Source organism: Paraburkholderia sp. RAU2J, assembly GCF_003634845.1.
GTDB lineage: Bacteria > Pseudomonadota > Gammaproteobacteria > Burkholderiales > Burkholderiaceae > Paraburkholderia > Paraburkholderia fynbosensis.
The window spans coordinates 2,929,920-2,945,228 of sequence record NZ_RBXG01000001.1 but is presented as its reverse complement, the minus strand read 5'-3'; the positions used below and the strand labels follow the sequence as shown (position 1 = coordinate 2,945,228).

Genomic DNA, 15,309 nt, shown 5'->3' with positions numbered 1-15,309 from the left:
AATGTCGATGATTGATTGAGCGGTTGAGCGAACGCGACGCAACGTCAGCCGAGCGCGAGCACGATCACCATCGCATCCGCCTGCGCGGTGAAGCGCGCGGCGTCCGCTTCGATTTGCGCGAGCTGGTCCATCGCGGCAGAACAGGCGAAGCCGAATTTCTCACGTACTCGTTCCGAGCCAATATTCAGCGCTTCGCGCGAGCGCCGCACAAAATCGTCGACGGGATAGCGCGTGCCCGGCGTGAAAAAGTCGCTGACGACGGTCGACGGCGAATAGCAGTTCGCTTCGGTGCCGTCGGGCCATTGAATGCGGAAGTGCATGACTGGCATCACAGGTCCTCAGTGGTGTTGCACGGCTGCTTCGCAAGCCAGTGCCGGTAAATGTCGAGATGACGGCGCGCGCTCGTCAGCCAGTTGAACCGGCCAAGCAATGTGGGCACCGCATGGACGAAATCGGTTGCGTTTGGTCGATCCAGCGCATCGCGCAACGCGCATGCAATCGATGCTGCGTCGTGCGGATCGGCCCAATGGCACAGCGTGTCGTTGAGGTATTCAGTGAACGGTGCGATGCGTGAGACGACTACCGGCTTGCCCGATGCCAACGCTTCCAGCACGACGAGGCCGAAGCCTTCGCGCAGCGACACCATCGCGACCGCATCGGCGCAACGCAATAGCGCGGGCATGACCGCATCGTCGATCGGCCCTGAGACGAGAACCGGTTCGCCCTCACCGACCGCGAGACCCAGCGACGCCGCCCGCGCGAAAAATTCACGCGTGTACGCGTGGTGATCGAGCAGACTAGCGCCGCCTGCGATCACGAGCTGCGCATTGGGGTGCGTCGCCCGCACTTGTGCAAACGCGTCGAGCAGCATCATCGTATTCTTGCGCGCCTCGATACCGCCGACCGCCAGCACGACCGGCGCGCCGACGATGCCGAGCTTCTCGCGCAACGCCGCTGATTCACCAGGCGTCGCGGCGCTCGCGCTAAAGCGCTGTACATCCACGCCGTTTGGAACCGTTAGAGCGTCGACGTGATAGACGTCGCGCATCTGACGGGTCCACGTGTCGCTCACGCAAAGCACGGTGTCCGCATCGCGCCACGCTCGCGTTTGCCACTGCGCGAGCTTCGGGTCCGTGAAGTGGTCGAGATGATGGACCGTGCGCACGAAGCCGTGAATCGCGCCTTCTTCCTTCAGTTCGGCCAGTGCGTTGCCACTGATGCTGTCCTGCGCGTGCAGCACTTCAAATGCGTCTGCATCGTGCTCGCGATGCGTTCGCATGAAGGCGCGTTTCAACGCTTGAATCCGCGCAACGACCATGTCGACGGTATTCGTTTCCAATTCAGTCACCGGCGCGAGCACGACATTGCATGGAGATTCACGAAACATCACGTCACCGTCGGCGGCCGGCGCGAAGATCGTCACGTGATGGCCTCGCATATGGAGTGCCTGTGCCAGTTCAAGCGTATGCACGACGCCGCCGCGCGGATTGACCGAATGCGTGAACAGCGCAATGCGCAACGACGCGCCGTTCATGATGCGAGGTCTCTGGCCAGGGCGACGGTGCCAGCGCCGATGAATGCGCCATCGCGGAAGTCCCACAGCAACGCGGACTCATCGCGCTGCTGAAGCACGACTTCGTGCGACACATCGACGATGCCGATTTCCGCGCACGCGAGCGAACGGGCGGCAAAGCGCGCGACCACCTGCTCGACGTTCGCCTCGCGTACCGACAGCAGAAATCCGTAGCTCGGGAACGCGCTGAGCCAGCGCTCGAAATCGACGCCATCCGGACGCGGAATCGCATCGAGGTCGATGCGCGCGCCGACCTTCGAGCATTCCAGCAACATCAGCGCCGTGCCGAGCGTACCCGCCATGCTGATGTCTTTGGCTGCATCGCACAGACCGTCTTCCGCGAGTGACGGCAGCAGTTCCAGGTCAGCGCGCAAGCGTTCGGCAGGCGAGCCGACCGACGCATTCCAGAAAGGATGCGGATCTTCGAAACGCCCACGCAGATCGACCGCCATCAACAGGCGATCGCCGGGACGGGCATGAAAGCTCGACAACAAAGCCTGCGCACGGCCAACGATCGACACCGCGAGTTGCGACGTCGCGCTGCGCGTATTCGTATGTCCACCAACCACCGGCACGCGATACGCGACCGATGCCGCCGCCATGCCCGCCAGTACCTGATCGGCCGAATCGATGCCGTCGCTCCACAACGCGTCGACGACTGCGAGCGGACGGCCGCCCATCGCGTAGATATCGCTGACGTTGACCATCACGCTGCTGTAGCCCGCAAACCATGGCATCGCCGCAACGAAGTCCGTGACCATGCCTTCGATTGCAAAGAGCAGGTAGCCGTCGCCATCGCGAATCGCCGCGCAATCGTCGCCGACGCCCACCGCCTGCGCGAGGTCGTCGGTGCCGCGCGGCAAGCGGCTCGCCAGTGACGCGACCACGCCCGCGATATCCGTCTTGTGCTGAAAGCCACGGCTTGCGCGCAATCGTTCGACGAGGCGCTGCACGTCAATCGCGTTCGCACGGCTCATGACGCTCTCCGATACGGCACCACGAAACCGCTCTCGGGCGTCGCGCACGGCGGATACGCGTCGAGTTGCGCCTGCATCAGATGATGCGAACGCCCGAACAACGTCTCTTCCTGGATCGTGTCCCAGCGCAACCGCTTGAATAGCGGCACGTTCTGGCTCTGCACGTGCGCAAAAAAACTCTCGCATCCGAGTGCATGCGCACTGCTCACTGCCAGCCGGATCAATGAGGAGCCGATCTTGCCGTACGAGCGGAACGCCGCATGGACGGCCAACCGCGAACCGACCCACACGCCAGGCTCGCTCTCGTGAATGCGCACGGTGCCCACCACCTGTTCCGGCATGCCGGCGACACAACTCAACGCGACGAGCAGATGCGCATGCGTGTCGATCTCGTCGCGATCGTCGCCGATGAAAATGCCCTGCTCGACGCAGAATACCGCACGGCGCAGCTTGTACGCTTCGGCAGCTTCCCACGGGAGCGTCGTCCACTTGATGCGAAACTCGCTCGGCGTATAGGCGGCGTCGAGCGTCAAGGTATCGGTTGCGTCACAGAACATGAATCACTCCTCGTACGAAGACAGCGACGAACACGCACCGCACTTGCCGCAACCGGCTTTGATATCCGCCGAGCGCATCCCAGCCTCGGCGAGCATCACGCCGATCGGCGCGAGCACCGAACGCATGAACTCTGGCGTCGGCGCCGGGTGATCTTCGAGCGGCGTGCCGCTGATCGGCACGAAGGGCACGACGAACGGATACACGCCAAGGTCGATCAGTTCGCGCGCCATCGCGACGATCGCGTCGGCCGTATCGCCGAGACCCGCGAGTATGTACGTGCTGACCTGGCCGCGTCCGAACACAGCCACCGCCGCCTCGAACGCTTCCATGTAGCGCGACAGCGGCACGCTCGCCTTGCCGGGCATCACACGCTCGCGCACTTCGGGCGTAACCACTTCGAGATGCATGCCAAGCGTATCGATGCCGCTCGCTTTCATGCGTTCGAACCAGCGGTCGTCATCGGGCGGCTCGCATTGCGCCTGAATCGGCAGATCGACGGCCGCCTTGATCGCAAATGCGCTGTCGCACAGAATCTGCGCGCCGCGATCGGAAGTCGGCGGCGTGCCAGTCGTCAGCACCATATGTTTGACGCCATCGAGCAGGACCGCGGCACGCGCGACTTCCGCGAGTTGCTCTGGAGTCTTGCGGGCAATCGTGCGGCCGGCCGCGAGCGACTGTCCGATTGCGCAGAACTTGCATGTCTTGCGACGGCTTTCGTACCGGATGCAGGTTTGAAGGACCGTGGTGGCGAGCACGTCCTTGCTATGCAGCGTGGCGATATGCGAATACGGCACACCGTCGAATGTCTGCAACGCATAGAAGCGCGGCGGTTTCGGGAAGCTGATATTCGCAATCGGGATCGTGCCGCGCATCAGCGCGCTGGTGCCGCTGACATCCGGTTGCGCCGCAACGAACGGCGAATTCCACGCGGTGCTGGTATGCACCGGCACCATGATCGTCACGCCATCGACAGTGACCGCCTTGTGGTCCGACGGACCGGCGCCGCCGCGCCGGCTCGCAGCGCCCGCATGCGGATCGACGAGACGCAGTCCCGTCGACTGCAATTCAGTCATCAATTGCCGGCTCGCTGCCGACACATTCTCGCGTGCGCTCATGGAAGGCTCCTGTAGTGGCGTGGAAGGCGTCGTCGGCCGGGGCCATCGACGTGACGGGCAATGCGGGCGAATCATTGATCGCAAGACGCAGCAGTTCGGGCCGCGCATAGTGACCGACCGAATCCATCATGCGTTTGCGTTTTGTGATCAGCGACATGTCGAGATCCGCGATCACCATGCCCTCGCCTTCGCGCAACGGCTCGCAGAGATGCTGGCCTTCCGGCGACACGATGGCGGTCATGCAGCCGCCGCGCAGCGCTTTTTGCAGCTTTGGATCGCTCGTCACGGAGTCGATCTGTGCATCGGTCAGCCAGCCCGTCGAGTTGACGACGAAGCAGCCCGATTCGAGCGCGTGATGGCGGATCGTTACTTCGATCTGCTCGGCGAAAATCGGCCCGACCAGCGAGCCGGGGAATTGCGCGCAATGAATCTCTTCGTGCTGGGTCATCAGTGCATAACGCGCAAGCGGGTTGTAGTGTTCCCAGCACGCAAGTGCGCCGACCCGTGCAATGGCCGTTTGCGCGACCTTGAGGCCGGCCGCGTCGCCCTGCCCCCAGATCATGCGTTCATGAAAGGTGGGCGTGATCTTTCGGCGCTTCAGCACGAGCCGCCCATCCGCGTCGAAGATCAATTGCGTGTTGTACAGGCTGCCGTGATCGCGCTCGTTGACGCCGAGCACCACCACCATCCCGTGCATTCGCGCACGCTCCGCGACCGCATGCGTGACCGGCCCCGGCACGACGACCGCTTCGTCGTAGAGCCGCATATGATCCGCACCCGACGCGACCGGTGGCCGCACGAAAGAAAAGTACGGGTAGTACGGCACGAACGTCTCGGGAAAGACGATCAGCTGCACGCCTTTGCCGGCAGCTTCGTCGATCGCCGCGCAGACCTTGTCGAGCGTGCCGGCAGCACGTTCGAGGTCCGGCGCGATCTGGACGGCAGCGGCGCGAATGACGCGTTTATCGGACATGATGATGGGCTTCCCTGACTCGGTCAGACGGTCCAGGTGTGGATGACCAGCGCGTTCTCCTTGCGATGGAGTAGCTGGATGTCGAGCACGTCGAGCGGACTGATTGGACGGATGCCTTCGATCAGCGACGCTTCGCCGTGGCCGTACAGCGCCTGCAGCGCGAAGCGGCATGCATAGACCTTGCCGCCTTCCTCCATGAACTTGATCAACTGCTTGTTGAAGTTCAGGTGACCCGGAAACGCTTCGTCGCCGAGCGTCGGGAAACCGCGTTGCAGACCCAGCGTGACGCCCGGGCCATACAGCAGCACCGACGTATCGAAGCCTTTGCGCTTGAGGCGCGTGGCCTGAAGCAGATTCACAAAGCCGATCGAACCTTCGAATGCGACCGTATGGAAGGTCACGAGCGCTTTCTCGCCCGGCTCGGCCTTGACGTCCTCGAAGACTTTCTCTTCGTAGTCGACCAGATAATCGCCGCTCTTATGAAGGGGTTGATTGACTGCTGGCATGGCACTCTCCGGTTTATCGAGTCAGTTGAAAATGAATTCCGATCAATGGGTGTATCGGCGATGGCATTAACGCAACGCCTATGCCAATCAGCGGCCCGAAAAATGCAATCATCCTCCGATCAATCAAACGGAAATTATCAGAGACGCCCCAAAAAATTTTTCGGACGGCGGTCTGGCAGGCGCTTCAGCGAACAGCGAGAGTTCGGTAACGCGTTGATCCGGCACGCTATCCGCGCATTTTCCGCATCTTGATAGTGCATGCATTGCCAAAAGAGTGCACTACCCCGATCAATGCGATCAAAGGATTATTCGGATGCGATCTTGATTACCTTTTGCAGATACAGCGTGGTACTGTGAATTAAGGAATTTGAACGGGCACGCCATCATGAATACGTTGATGCATCACTGGCTCAAACGGCTCGAAGAAAGCCGCAAACCGGCCTATCTGGTAATACCGGATCTGATCGAAGAAGACGTCGCGAGTGGCCGGTTGCGCCCGCGCGATCGTTTGCCCGGTTTGCGCGATCTCGCGGGCGCGCTGCAACTGAACTACACGACCGTCGCGCGTGCGTATGCGGAGGCGCGCAAGCGCGGCCTGCTCGACGCTCGCGCGGGCAGCGGTACATTCGTGCGAGGTCGCACGCCGACCTTGCCGCTCACGGCGGGCAGCAGCGTCGAGATGTCCATGAACATGCCGCCCGAACCGCCCGAGCTTGCCGCGCGGCTGCGCGAGTCTACCGCGAAGTTGATGCTGGGCGCGGACCCGTATCGTCTGTTGCGCTATCAGGACTTCGGCGGCACGGCGGCCGATCGCGCAGCGGGTCGCAACTGGCTTCGGCAACGCGTGCCGGATTGTGAGGATGACCGAACGTTGGTGTGCCCCGGCATTCATAGCGTGCTGGTCGCGCTGGTGTCGCAACTGGCGCGCCCCGGTGAGACTGTCTGTCTCGACTCGCTCGCGTATCCCGGCATCAAGGCGATTGCATCGCAACTCGGCGTGCGTTTGCAGGCTTTGCCGCGGGACGACGAAGGGCCGTTGCCGCATGCGCTCGAAGCGCTCTGCAAAGCGGAAACGCCGCGAGCGTTCTACTGCAATCCGACGCTGCAAAATCCAAGCACGCTGACGCTTTCCGTGCAGCGTCGTGAAGCGCTCGCGGACGTCGCGTTGCGCTATAGCGTGCCGATCATCGAAGACGACGCGTACGCGATGCTGCCGCAAGACGCGCCGATGTCGCTCGCTTCGCTTGCGCCCGAGCTGACGTACTACGTGACGGGGATGTCCAAGAGTTTTGGTGCGGGTTTGCGCGTGGCGTATCTGTGCGCGCCGACCGTGCGGCAGACGCAGCGGATTGCAGGTGCGTTACGGGCGACGACCGTGATGCCGAACCCCTACACGATGCTGCTCGCGACACAATGGATCAACGACGGCACCGCAACCGACATGCTGCGCGCGATCCGCGCCGAAGCCCACGCGCGGCAAGAGATTGCAGCGCAAGTGCTCGTCGACTGGCAGTACGAAGCGCACCCGGACGGCTTCCATTTGTGGCTGCCGATTCCGACGCAATGCAACTGGAGCGCGTCCGAACTCGCATTGCAGCTGCGCAATCAGGGCATTGCGGCAGTCGCGGGCGCGGCGTTTTCGACCGACGGCAATCCGCCGAATGCGATCCGCCTCTGCATTGGTGGGCCGCAGAACCGCGACGATTGCCGCGACGGGCTGCAACGGGTCGCCGATACGCTAGAAGACCCGCATCATCTGCATATGCCGATGATGTGATCCGAAGGCTGGCGGCGTTCCTCGCACAGGTTGCGCTGAATGCGCCCGTCTGTCGCACAGTTTTTTAAAGTCTGAAAAGCGCATTCTGTCGAAGACACCTGGTATCCGACCTGATCTCACCGAAGCGCAAGGCTTCATCGCGCAAACGGGTCGGACGGCAAGTGACAGTTTTTCCAGCAAGGATAGCAACCAGAGCGGTTGAAAGGTTGCAAGATCTTGTCGCGTGAGCGGTTCTCGTCGCCCTCTTCCCCCATGTTTCCTTCAAACGCGAGGGGGCGGATAGCTCCGACTATCCAACCTTCGTTTCCTCGAATTTTCAATAAAACTGAGCACGCGCTTCAAAGCGAGTTCCAACTACCTCAAGCATCCGCGCGATCGCTGAACGCAAGCTGCTCGCGCACCCGGGCGTACGCGTCGAACTGACACCTGATGATTTCGGGCGCCACTGATCAAAGCGAGCACGGCAGGTGACGCCACATAGTTGTCCGCAATGAAATCACGGGTTGCTCAACCCGGATGCCCTTTTCCGGACGGACCAGGGTCGTGGCCCGCTATCCCATCCTGCTGCCGGACGGGGCGGCGGCGAAGCCAGGCCGGAGGGCGCCAGCGCTTGACAGTTAGTTGCGTCACGAGCATCGGAGGTGAGCACGCACGGGCTGCGGCGCAATCTCTGGCGCGTAGCTGAAACGGAGAAACCGACGGACGTTGCGACTGGGCCTTGTACTAAGCCATTCGCCTGCGACGATAGGCTGCCGGGAAAGAGGTCCCTTGCGGGGCCTATGAGCCTATGAGCGACGTGCGGCGGTGCGTCGCGTTCACATGGCGTCGACTGGAGATCTGCGTCTGCCCGTCAGCAGTCTGAGGCAGAGCACTTCATTTTTTCTGAAGGACGGGTCATCGAGGCCGTGACGGTTTTGCGGGTGACAGGGACGCGCAAACGAACCATCTACTCCTCCGTAAACGATAGCTCTATGCGAGACCAACTCTTTGCCGACGATCGCGTTTCTCGCAATTCAAAGGGCGGGTGACGGAGCAGTCTGATCCCTGGAGGCAGCTTCCCGAGTGCGGCATTTCGGCCGTACCCGACATTCAGATATGGAAATCTGTGAGTCGGCTGCATGGTGTTTTCCCGACATTCGGCCCTCGGCAGATGCGAATATCGGTTCTCACGGCAAGCGGATGCGTACTTACGGTAGAGTCCGAAACGTTGCGAGACGTTATTCGTAATCCACGGGTGCGTGTCCCGCCTTCGCCGGCAACTACGTGCCAGCTGTGACCAATATCACGGAACGCAGGACAGGCTACCTATATCGAGATGTGGCGCGGTAGCAGTCCGCCCCGGGACCTGCTAATCATGACACTCGATCCGATCTCGTTCACAAGCGGTCTCGTTCCTGTTTTTTTACTGCCAAGCGAAGCACCGTATAGCTCGATTGTGAGACCGGCGGCGCAAATCATGAACTAGCGTCGTTCCGGCGTGACTCGCAGTCACTGCGATCCTCACCTGGATCGGCACACTTTTCGCAGATCAGCCGTTGCAGTGAGACTCGCCATCATCCATTGCAATCGCAGCTCTGCGGCATGCACAGCGCGGCGAAGCGCATCGCGGGACTCGCTTCGGTGGGCGGGAATACGCACCACCCACCATTGTCATGGCGGAAGAAAAACATCGACAGCATGCCGGTCGGGCGCCGCGTCTGCACCAGTGCATAGCGCCGCCGGTTCGCCGGCGTGTGCCCGAAGCGCATGACGCGGACGGGGTTCGCCAGTCCCAGGCCAAGCCACTTGTCGACCAGCGAGTGCAGGGAGTTATCGGCGGCGCGCATGACTGCTCTCCTTCGGCTGCAATGGATATACCGTGCCTTGACCCGGTGGCAGCGAACGCTCCTGACGGTGCGGGAGCGCTTGCACGGCAAAGATCCGAACTGCTGACCACGATCCAACAATAGCGACGCCGGATAAACACAATCTGAAATCTGCATTAAAAAATTTAAGGAATTCTTAGGGTTGCCTTTAATGCGCAGCCGTACTGTGCCTCCAACCTATCCGAGCGACCCGTTCCCAGGTGCTCGCGAGACCGTCGCGCATCGCATTGCTTTTTGCAGCGAGACGCCAGTGCCCGCCTTCAATTCCCGTCACGCACTCGATCGAGGAGATCGTGTCCGGCAACCTGAGCCGGCGCCTGCCGGTGCATACGCAACACGACGACGTCGGACGGCTCGTGCACGTCGTCAACGGCATGCTCGACGAGATCGAGCGGCTGATGCACGAGGTCAAGGGCGTATGCGAAGCGATCGCGCACGACTTGCGCACGCCGCTCACTCGCCTGCTCGCGGGACTCGAGCGAGCCCAGAGGCGCGCACGGACCGAGGCGGACTTTCGTGCGGCCATCGACGACACGATCATCGAGACGGGCAGCATCCTGCACACATTCAATGCGCTGCTGCGCATTTCCGAGATCGAGTCCCACGCGCGCCAGCAGAGTTTCGCCCTCGTGGATCTCGCCACGGTCACCAACGACGTCGTCGAGTACTATGAACCCACCGCCGAAGACAAGCGCGTCACGCTCGACTACCACCGGGCGCCGGACGGTCCACTCGAACTGCATGGAGACCGTGACCTCCTGTTCGAAGCGCTGGCCAATCTCATCGACAATGCGATCAAGTTCGCGCCGGAAGGCGGCCATGTATCAATCCAGCCGTTTCGCGACGCGACGGGCATCGGCATCACGATCGCCGACGACGGCCCCTGGCTCCCGCCCGAGGAGCGGCAGGCGGTGCTGCGGCGGTTCTATCGCGCGGAGACGAGCAGGCATACAGCCGGCAGCGGCCTTGAGGCTCAGCCTCGCCGTCGCCGTCGCGACGATGAACGGGATGGCGCTATGCCCGAACGACGTCGCGACCGGCTGCAGCATCGCGCTGTATGCGCCGCGCGGGCGGAACGCAGCCGCACGGCCCCGCGCGAATAAAACGCTTCTGCTCAGTGCAGCGTGCGCAGCGCTTCATCGACGAACGCATTGGTGTAGGTCCGATCGACCTTCACCGACCCGTATGCCGGATTCGCCGCGGCGAGCACCTGCCACTCCTTCGTCGCGCCGTCGTCCGGCATGCGTCCGTCGTTCGCGAACATCGGGATCTCCTCCTTCAACACCTTCAGATAAGCCACGCGGTCCTTGCCGCTGATCTCCGGCGGAATGACAGCCAGGAGCTGCTCGGGGGAATGGGAATTGATGTACTGCAACGTGCGCACGAACGCGCCGGCCAGGTGCCGCGCAATCTCCGGATGCGCCCGAACGCGTGCGCCCGACATGTAAACCGTGCTCGACGGAAACAGCGTGCCCAGACTCCGGCGCGTGCCATCGACCGACGTCAGGTCCGCGAACACCGTGGCCACCCCTTTCGACTCGTAGAGATCCCCGTCGGGCGTCGGCGCTACGACGAAATCGGCGCTTCCGTCACGCAGCGCGTCAACATTCTTCTCCTTGCCGTCGGTTCCGAGCCGCGTGTAATCGCCGATGCCGTGACCGCCCGCCAGCACGAGCGCGTTCGCGACCGTGCTCTTCGACGACCCGGCGCCGCCCGCAATGAAACGCGCGCCCTTGAGGTCAGTCACGCTCTGGTATTTCTCCCTTGCCTGGTTCGCGACAAGCACCTTCGCGCCCGGCGTCACGCCGAGCGTGACAACGGCCTGCGTATCGATGCCGTGCGCCTGGTTCACCACGTTGTGATGGTAGTAGGCGACCACCGCGTCGACCCGTCCGTCATTCAGCATGTCGGCCGTCGACACGTCGTCGCGGATGTTCATGACGGTCACGGCCATCTTGCCGTCGTTCAGGTAACCGAGACGCTCCGCCAGGACCACCGGGAAATTGCGGATGGCCTTAATCTCGTCGACGAGCAGGACGATGCGTTGCGGCGCCGCATCGGCAGCGGGCGTGGCCGGTTCGGCGGCGATGGCCTGCCCGCCGACCAGCCAAGCGGCAACGAGCGTAAGTGCGATTTTTTTCATCGGATCTTCCTTGCGAGCAGATAGCTCATTGACTTACGGCGATGGGATCGGCGATCACCACCTGTTCTTCGGTGCGCACGTTCTTCTTGCTGTCGCTGAGCGCTTTCCATTCAGGGTTGTGCGTCAGGCGCTCGCGGACTTTGCCCACCACCGCCTCGCGCGCGCTGAGGGCCGCCTCGTCCTTGTACTGCAGGAGTACCATCGCGGTCCACTGGCGGCCGGCCGGAAACTGGCTCGTATAAAGCGAATAGCTCGACAGGACGCCCTCGTCCATCCATCCCTTGAATTGCGGAATCACATAGGCGTCCGCGTACTTCTCGTACTCGCCGGCTGAGACCAGTGTCTTGTACGGGATGACCACGTAGACCGGATTCACCGCCTTCGCGTCGAGCGCCTCCGCGCGTTTGGTATCAACCGGCGTCGTATGGATTGAAGTCGTCACCGCGAGCGCCTTCCCGGACAGCGCCGCGGGCTGCGCCTGCTCGAGCGTACGCCAGCGGTACAGGTCGTCGGGCGTCGCGAACGTCAGCAAGGCCATCGCGTCCCAGTTGTCCGAATCGGCATAGCGATTGAACAGCAGGCTGTATTGCCTGATTCGCCCGGCGTGCTTCCAGCGCGCGAGCTCGCGCGCGGTCGACTGCGCCAGCTCGTGGCGCAACGCGGGCCGGTTCGCGGGCGCGGTTTGGTAGGTGATGATCAGCGACAGCGCGTCGTTATCCGACGGCTCTGTCGCCCGCGCCGCGCTGGGGGGCAGCATGCCGGCCAGTACGACCGCGATGGCGAAGACACGGCCGATGGCCCGAATGGAGAGAAGATTCATGATGATTCGGTGAAGGTTGGGCATGGAAAGGGCTCTACGTTTTTTCAGAAATCGATCTTGGCCACCATCCGCACGCTGCGGTCCATTCCTGTGCCAAGCGTGCCGGTCTGCACCGAGTTCCAATAACGCTTGTTGAACAGGTTGTCGACGGCCACCCTGATGTCGACGTGCTTGCCGGCGATCCGGGTCGCGTAGCTGGCGCCGAGCGAGTAGATGGTGTAACCGGGGATGTAGCCCTGGTTCTGCGGGTTCACCGGGCGCTTCGTGATGAACGATGCGCGCACCGTGAGCGACAGGCCGGGGAGCCAGAGCGGACGGTGCGTCAGTGCGATGTTGCCGACCCACTTCGGCGTATTCTCCGGCGTACGGCCCTTGATCGTCATGTCGAATTCCGGGTTCTGGACCGCGTGCAGGTACTGGACGGCTTCGGACAGCGACCACTGACGCGAGATGTCCTGCGTGAGCACGGCTTCCGCGCCCCGGTATTCGATCGTGCCGTCGTTGCCGAAAATCTGCGTAGCCGGATTGGTCACCGCGTTCGCGCGCGTGATGTCGAACACGGACGCACTCAACTGCAACCACCTGAAGTAGTGATCGCGCACGCCGAATTCGTACTGCGTCGACACCGCGGGCGCAAGGACCTGGTAGGCGTTCTTCGCGTTTGCGGGGGCGACGCCGCCATCCTCGATGCCTTTCATGTAGCTGGCGAACAGCGTGGTGGTCGGCAGCAGGTCGTAGAGAATCCCGAATGCCGGAGACCCGACCCAGGTCGCTGACGACACCACGCCGTCGTTCGACGACGACCGGCTCTCGCGGAAGCCGAGCAGCAACTTCCACTTCGACCCGACGCCGATCATGTCGTAAGTATAGAGGCCGGTATCCGCGTTGACCTGCTTTGGCAGCGACGTGTCGGGACGGGTCGGCACCGGGGTGGGCAACGGGATGGGATCGAAGATGTTGACCCGCACTGGCAACACGATCGTGTTTTGTCTGGGTGTCTCGGCGATGCGCTCGCTGCGCGACACGCCGAACGTGATGTCGTGCGAGAGCGGACCCGTGGCGAATTGACCGAGCAGTTCTGCCCGCTTGTACTTGTTGAAGTAGATCTGCGTCACCTCACTGACGGTCGGGATGCCGCCTGCCCCGGTGAACACGTTGTATCCGCCGATCCGGGTCGTCGAGCGCGAGCGATCCGAATCCGACTGACCGATTTCGACGAGCGCCTTCCAGCCGGGCGCAATGTCGTAGTCGACCCGCCCCTGGAAGTTCGTCGTCTTCGCGGAGAAAACCGCCCACGGGCCCGACAGCAGATTCCTCGGATCGGGCACGCGCGGCAACGTGATGTGTCCGTTGACCGCAGTCGGCAGGCTGATGCTGCCCTGCTCGACGACGTCCTTCCGATAGGTCTCGACATCGAACTGGAAATGCAGGCGCTTGGTGACCTGCCAGTCGGCGCCAACGCTGCCGAACCAGCCGTGCCCATTCGCACCGTGCACACCATTTTCGAGGTGCGTACCGGATGCGTTCACGCGGAGGCCGAACTGCTTTTCGCTGCCGAATCGATGGCTAACGTCGGCCGCGACGCCGAACTGCCCGAACGAGTTGCCGAGCAGCGCCACCGAGGCGACGTCCCTGTCCATCGGCGCGCGCTTCGTCACCATGTTGAGGATGCCCGCGGGGCTTGCGACGCCGAACATCAGCGCGTTCGCGCCCTTCAGCGTCTCCACGCGATCCTTGTCCTCCGCCGGCACCGACATCACGTTCGCGGTCGGCAGGCCGCCGTTGAGCCGGTAGTTCGCGAACAGGTTGACCTTGATGCCGCGAATGCTGGCCGCGTCGGCAGGGCTGCCCGACGAGTTGGTCGGCGCGACGCCGGCCTGGTTCTTGACCGCGTCGGTCACGCCTTCCGTCGCGGTCTGCAGCGCGCCGGCGCCCATCACCTCCTTGGTCATCGGCAGCGATTGCGTGTTGCCGAGCGCCTGCGCGTCGAGTCGCGCCGTAATCACCGACGTCGCCGGCACGAGCTGCCTCGGTTCGTACAGCTCCGCGGCATCGCGGATCCGCCCTCGCAATTCATCCCGGATCTTCTCGGCCTTCTTCACGAGCACCTCCTGGTCGTCGCCGACGCGGTACGGCATCACCACGCCGAGCGCGCCGATCGTAGCGCCGCCGGCGTCCAGCAGCGGCAGTTCCACTTCGAGGCGATCTCCTTCGCGGCCGACCTCGACATGCGGCTTGCCGGTCTCGATGACACGCCGGTCGTCCGCATCGGCAGGCTTGCCGATGCGCCCGATGTTCGACGCGATGATCGGATAGTCGCCGCCCCCGCCCGGGCGCGCCACGTGCATCGCGAGCACCATCACGTCGCGGCGCTTGCGGATCACCTCGTCGACGAGCGTCTGCGCGTACGGATTGTCCGGAATGCCCGTACTCGGGAGCACCGGATCGAAGAGTTCGTTCCCGTAGCGGATCTGCCGGCTCAGCTCGTCGCGGATGAGTGCGCCCGCCCGGATCAACGCCTCCTTGTCGAGCCCCGACCCCGTCGGATACGGGAACGTCACTTCGACTTCGCCGATCACTTTGCGCGTGACGTCGAGCAGCGGCAGATGCACCTCGACGTTCTGGTCGCCTCGCTTGTTCACTTCCACGAACGGCGTACCGGTCTTGACCACGTCGAGATCGTCGGGGTCCGACTTCCTGCCGATCCGGTTCGCGGACTTGGCTGCGACGATGACGCTTTCCGCTCCTCCGGGGGGGCGCATATGAAGATCCAGCTCCACGAGCTCCGGGTGCAGCGCGACCGTGCGGTCCACCAGCTGCTGCGCATAGAGCTTCGCATGTCCGGGCCGCGGCGCGAGTGCATTCTCGCGCGTGCCACCGTCGGCCTGCGCGTAGAGCGCCGGCGAAAACAACGCCATGACGGCCATTGCCACCATCGTTCTTCCAATCACCACGGTCTCCTCCAGCTTGATTGGATTATTGGTCTTCGATCCGGTCCGCCG

The 15,309-nt window shown here is 62.9% G+C and carries 13 protein-coding genes and 1 pseudogene; 3 read left to right on the top strand and 11 right to left on the bottom strand.

Going from position 1 to position 15,309, the window contains the following annotated elements; translation table 11 throughout:
* Positions 1-44: 44 nt before the first annotated feature.
* From B0G69_RS13435 to B0G69_RS13405, 7 genes are read right to left on the bottom strand one after another with little or no spacing between them, the layout of a single operon-like run.
* Complete coding sequence (locus B0G69_RS13435; RefSeq protein WP_121317638.1) at positions 45-329, bottom strand: MSMEG_0570 family nitrogen starvation response protein; 285 nt, start codon at positions 327-329, stop codon at positions 45-47.
* Positions 329-1,534, bottom strand: coding sequence for an MSMEG_0565 family glycosyltransferase (locus B0G69_RS13430; RefSeq protein WP_121317636.1), 1,206 nt, complete (start codon positions 1,532-1,534; stop codon positions 329-331). The genes B0G69_RS13435 and B0G69_RS13430 overlap by 1 nt, the downstream gene beginning before the upstream one ends.
* Positions 1,531-2,532: a sll0787 family AIR synthase-like protein gene (locus B0G69_RS13425; protein WP_121319378.1), complete on the bottom strand. Its 1,002-nt coding sequence runs from the start codon at positions 2,530-2,532 to the stop codon at positions 1,531-1,533. The genes B0G69_RS13430 and B0G69_RS13425 overlap by 4 nt, the downstream gene beginning before the upstream one ends.
* 14 nt (positions 2,533-2,546) lie before the next feature.
* Positions 2,547-3,107 carry an MSMEG_0567/Sll0786 family nitrogen starvation N-acetyltransferase gene (locus B0G69_RS13420; RefSeq protein WP_121317634.1) on the bottom strand — a complete coding sequence of 187 codons (561 nt, stop codon included), beginning with the start codon at positions 3,105-3,107 and terminating at the stop codon, positions 2,547-2,549.
* Positions 3,108-3,110: 3 nt separating this feature from the next.
* On the bottom strand, positions 3,111-4,181 hold the full coding sequence (locus B0G69_RS13415; RefSeq protein ID WP_121319376.1) for an MSMEG_0568 family radical SAM protein: 1,071 nt from the start codon (positions 4,179-4,181) through the stop codon (positions 3,111-3,113).
* Positions 4,174-5,196, bottom strand: coding sequence for a Nit6803 family nitrilase (locus tag B0G69_RS13410; RefSeq protein ID WP_121317632.1), 1,023 nt, complete (start codon positions 5,194-5,196; stop codon positions 4,174-4,176). Before B0G69_RS13410 ends, B0G69_RS13415 begins: the two co-directional genes overlap by 8 nt.
* 23 nt (positions 5,197-5,219) lie before the next feature.
* Entirely contained in the window at positions 5,220-5,702 is a 483-nt protein-coding gene (locus B0G69_RS13405) for an MSMEG_0572/Sll0783 family nitrogen starvation response protein (protein WP_018420671.1), read from the bottom strand.
* Positions 5,703-6,087: 385 nt separating this feature from the next.
* Here B0G69_RS13405 and B0G69_RS13400 point away from each other — a divergent pair, with 385 nt between their 5' ends.
* Together B0G69_RS13400 and B0G69_RS41815 are read left to right on the top strand one after the other, a co-directional pair.
* Positions 6,088-7,479 (top strand): PLP-dependent aminotransferase family protein, encoded by a 1,392-nt coding sequence (locus B0G69_RS13400; RefSeq protein WP_121317630.1) that lies wholly within the window; start codon positions 6,088-6,090, stop codon positions 7,477-7,479.
* Positions 7,480-7,844: 365 nt separating this feature from the next.
* Positions 7,845-7,928, top strand: a pseudogene (locus B0G69_RS41815) (DUF1488 domain-containing protein); the annotation flags it as partial.
* A gap of 1,104 nt (positions 7,929-9,032) precedes the next feature.
* Here the strand turns inward: B0G69_RS41815 and B0G69_RS13390 are convergent.
* Complete coding sequence (locus B0G69_RS13390; protein WP_121317629.1) at positions 9,033-9,305, bottom strand: hypothetical protein; 273 nt, start codon at positions 9,303-9,305, stop codon at positions 9,033-9,035.
* Between the two features lie 332 nt (positions 9,306-9,637).
* Here B0G69_RS13390 and B0G69_RS13385 point away from each other — a divergent pair, with 332 nt between their 5' ends.
* The gene (locus B0G69_RS13385; RefSeq protein ID WP_241991316.1) at positions 9,638-10,447 is read left to right on the top strand and encodes an ATP-binding protein; all 810 of its coding nucleotides are present in this window, start codon (positions 9,638-9,640) and stop codon (positions 10,445-10,447) included.
* Positions 10,448-10,458: 11 nt separating this feature from the next.
* Here the strand turns inward: B0G69_RS13385 and B0G69_RS13380 are convergent, their stop codons facing one another.
* The 3 genes from B0G69_RS13380 to B0G69_RS13370 are packed head-to-tail and all read right to left on the bottom strand — an operon-like array spanning position 10,459 to position 15,258.
* Positions 10,459-11,487: an ABC transporter substrate-binding protein gene (locus B0G69_RS13380; protein ID WP_121317627.1), complete on the bottom strand. Its 1,029-nt coding sequence runs from the start codon at positions 11,485-11,487 to the stop codon at positions 10,459-10,461.
* A 25-nt stretch (positions 11,488-11,512) separates the two neighbouring features.
* The gene (locus B0G69_RS13375; protein ID WP_121317625.1) at positions 11,513-12,307 is read right to left on the bottom strand and encodes a hypothetical protein; all 795 of its coding nucleotides are present in this window, start codon (positions 12,305-12,307) and stop codon (positions 11,513-11,515) included.
* 44 nt (positions 12,308-12,351) lie between these two features.
* Positions 12,352-15,258, bottom strand: coding sequence for a TonB-dependent siderophore receptor (locus B0G69_RS13370; RefSeq protein WP_241991315.1), 2,907 nt, complete (start codon positions 15,256-15,258; stop codon positions 12,352-12,354).
* Positions 15,259-15,309 lie beyond the last annotated feature (51 nt).

Excerpts from the sequence above, each read along its gene's own strand:
- B0G69_RS13435 (WP_121317638.1), bottom strand. The coding sequence starts at position 329 with ATGCCAGTCATGCACTTCCGCATTCAATGGCCCGACGGCACCGAAGCG.
- B0G69_RS13430 (WP_121317636.1), bottom strand. The coding sequence starts at position 1,534 with ATGAACGGCGCGTCGTTGCGCATTGCGCTGTTCACGCATTCGGTCAAT.
- B0G69_RS13420 (WP_121317634.1), bottom strand. The coding sequence starts at position 3,107 with ATGTTCTGTGACGCAACCGATACCTTGACGCTCGACGCCGCCTATACG.
- B0G69_RS13415 (WP_121319376.1), bottom strand. The coding sequence starts at position 4,181 with ATGACTGAATTGCAGTCGACGGGACTGCGTCTCGTCGATCCGCATGCG.
- B0G69_RS13410 (WP_121317632.1), bottom strand. The coding sequence starts at position 5,196 with ATGTCCGATAAACGCGTCATTCGCGCCGCTGCCGTCCAGATCGCGCCG.
- B0G69_RS13405 (WP_018420671.1), bottom strand. The coding sequence starts at position 5,702 with ATGCCAGCAGTCAATCAACCCCTTCATAAGAGCGGCGATTATCTGGTC.
- B0G69_RS13400 (WP_121317630.1), top strand. The coding sequence starts at position 6,088 with ATGAATACGTTGATGCATCACTGGCTCAAACGGCTCGAAGAAAGCCGC.
- B0G69_RS13390 (WP_121317629.1), bottom strand. The coding sequence starts at position 9,305 with ATGCGCGCCGCCGATAACTCCCTGCACTCGCTGGTCGACAAGTGGCTT.
- B0G69_RS13380 (WP_121317627.1), bottom strand. The coding sequence starts at position 11,487 with ATGAAAAAAATCGCACTTACGCTCGTTGCCGCTTGGCTGGTCGGCGGG.
- B0G69_RS13375 (WP_121317625.1), bottom strand. The coding sequence starts at position 12,307 with ATGAATCTTCTCTCCATTCGGGCCATCGGCCGTGTCTTCGCCATCGCG.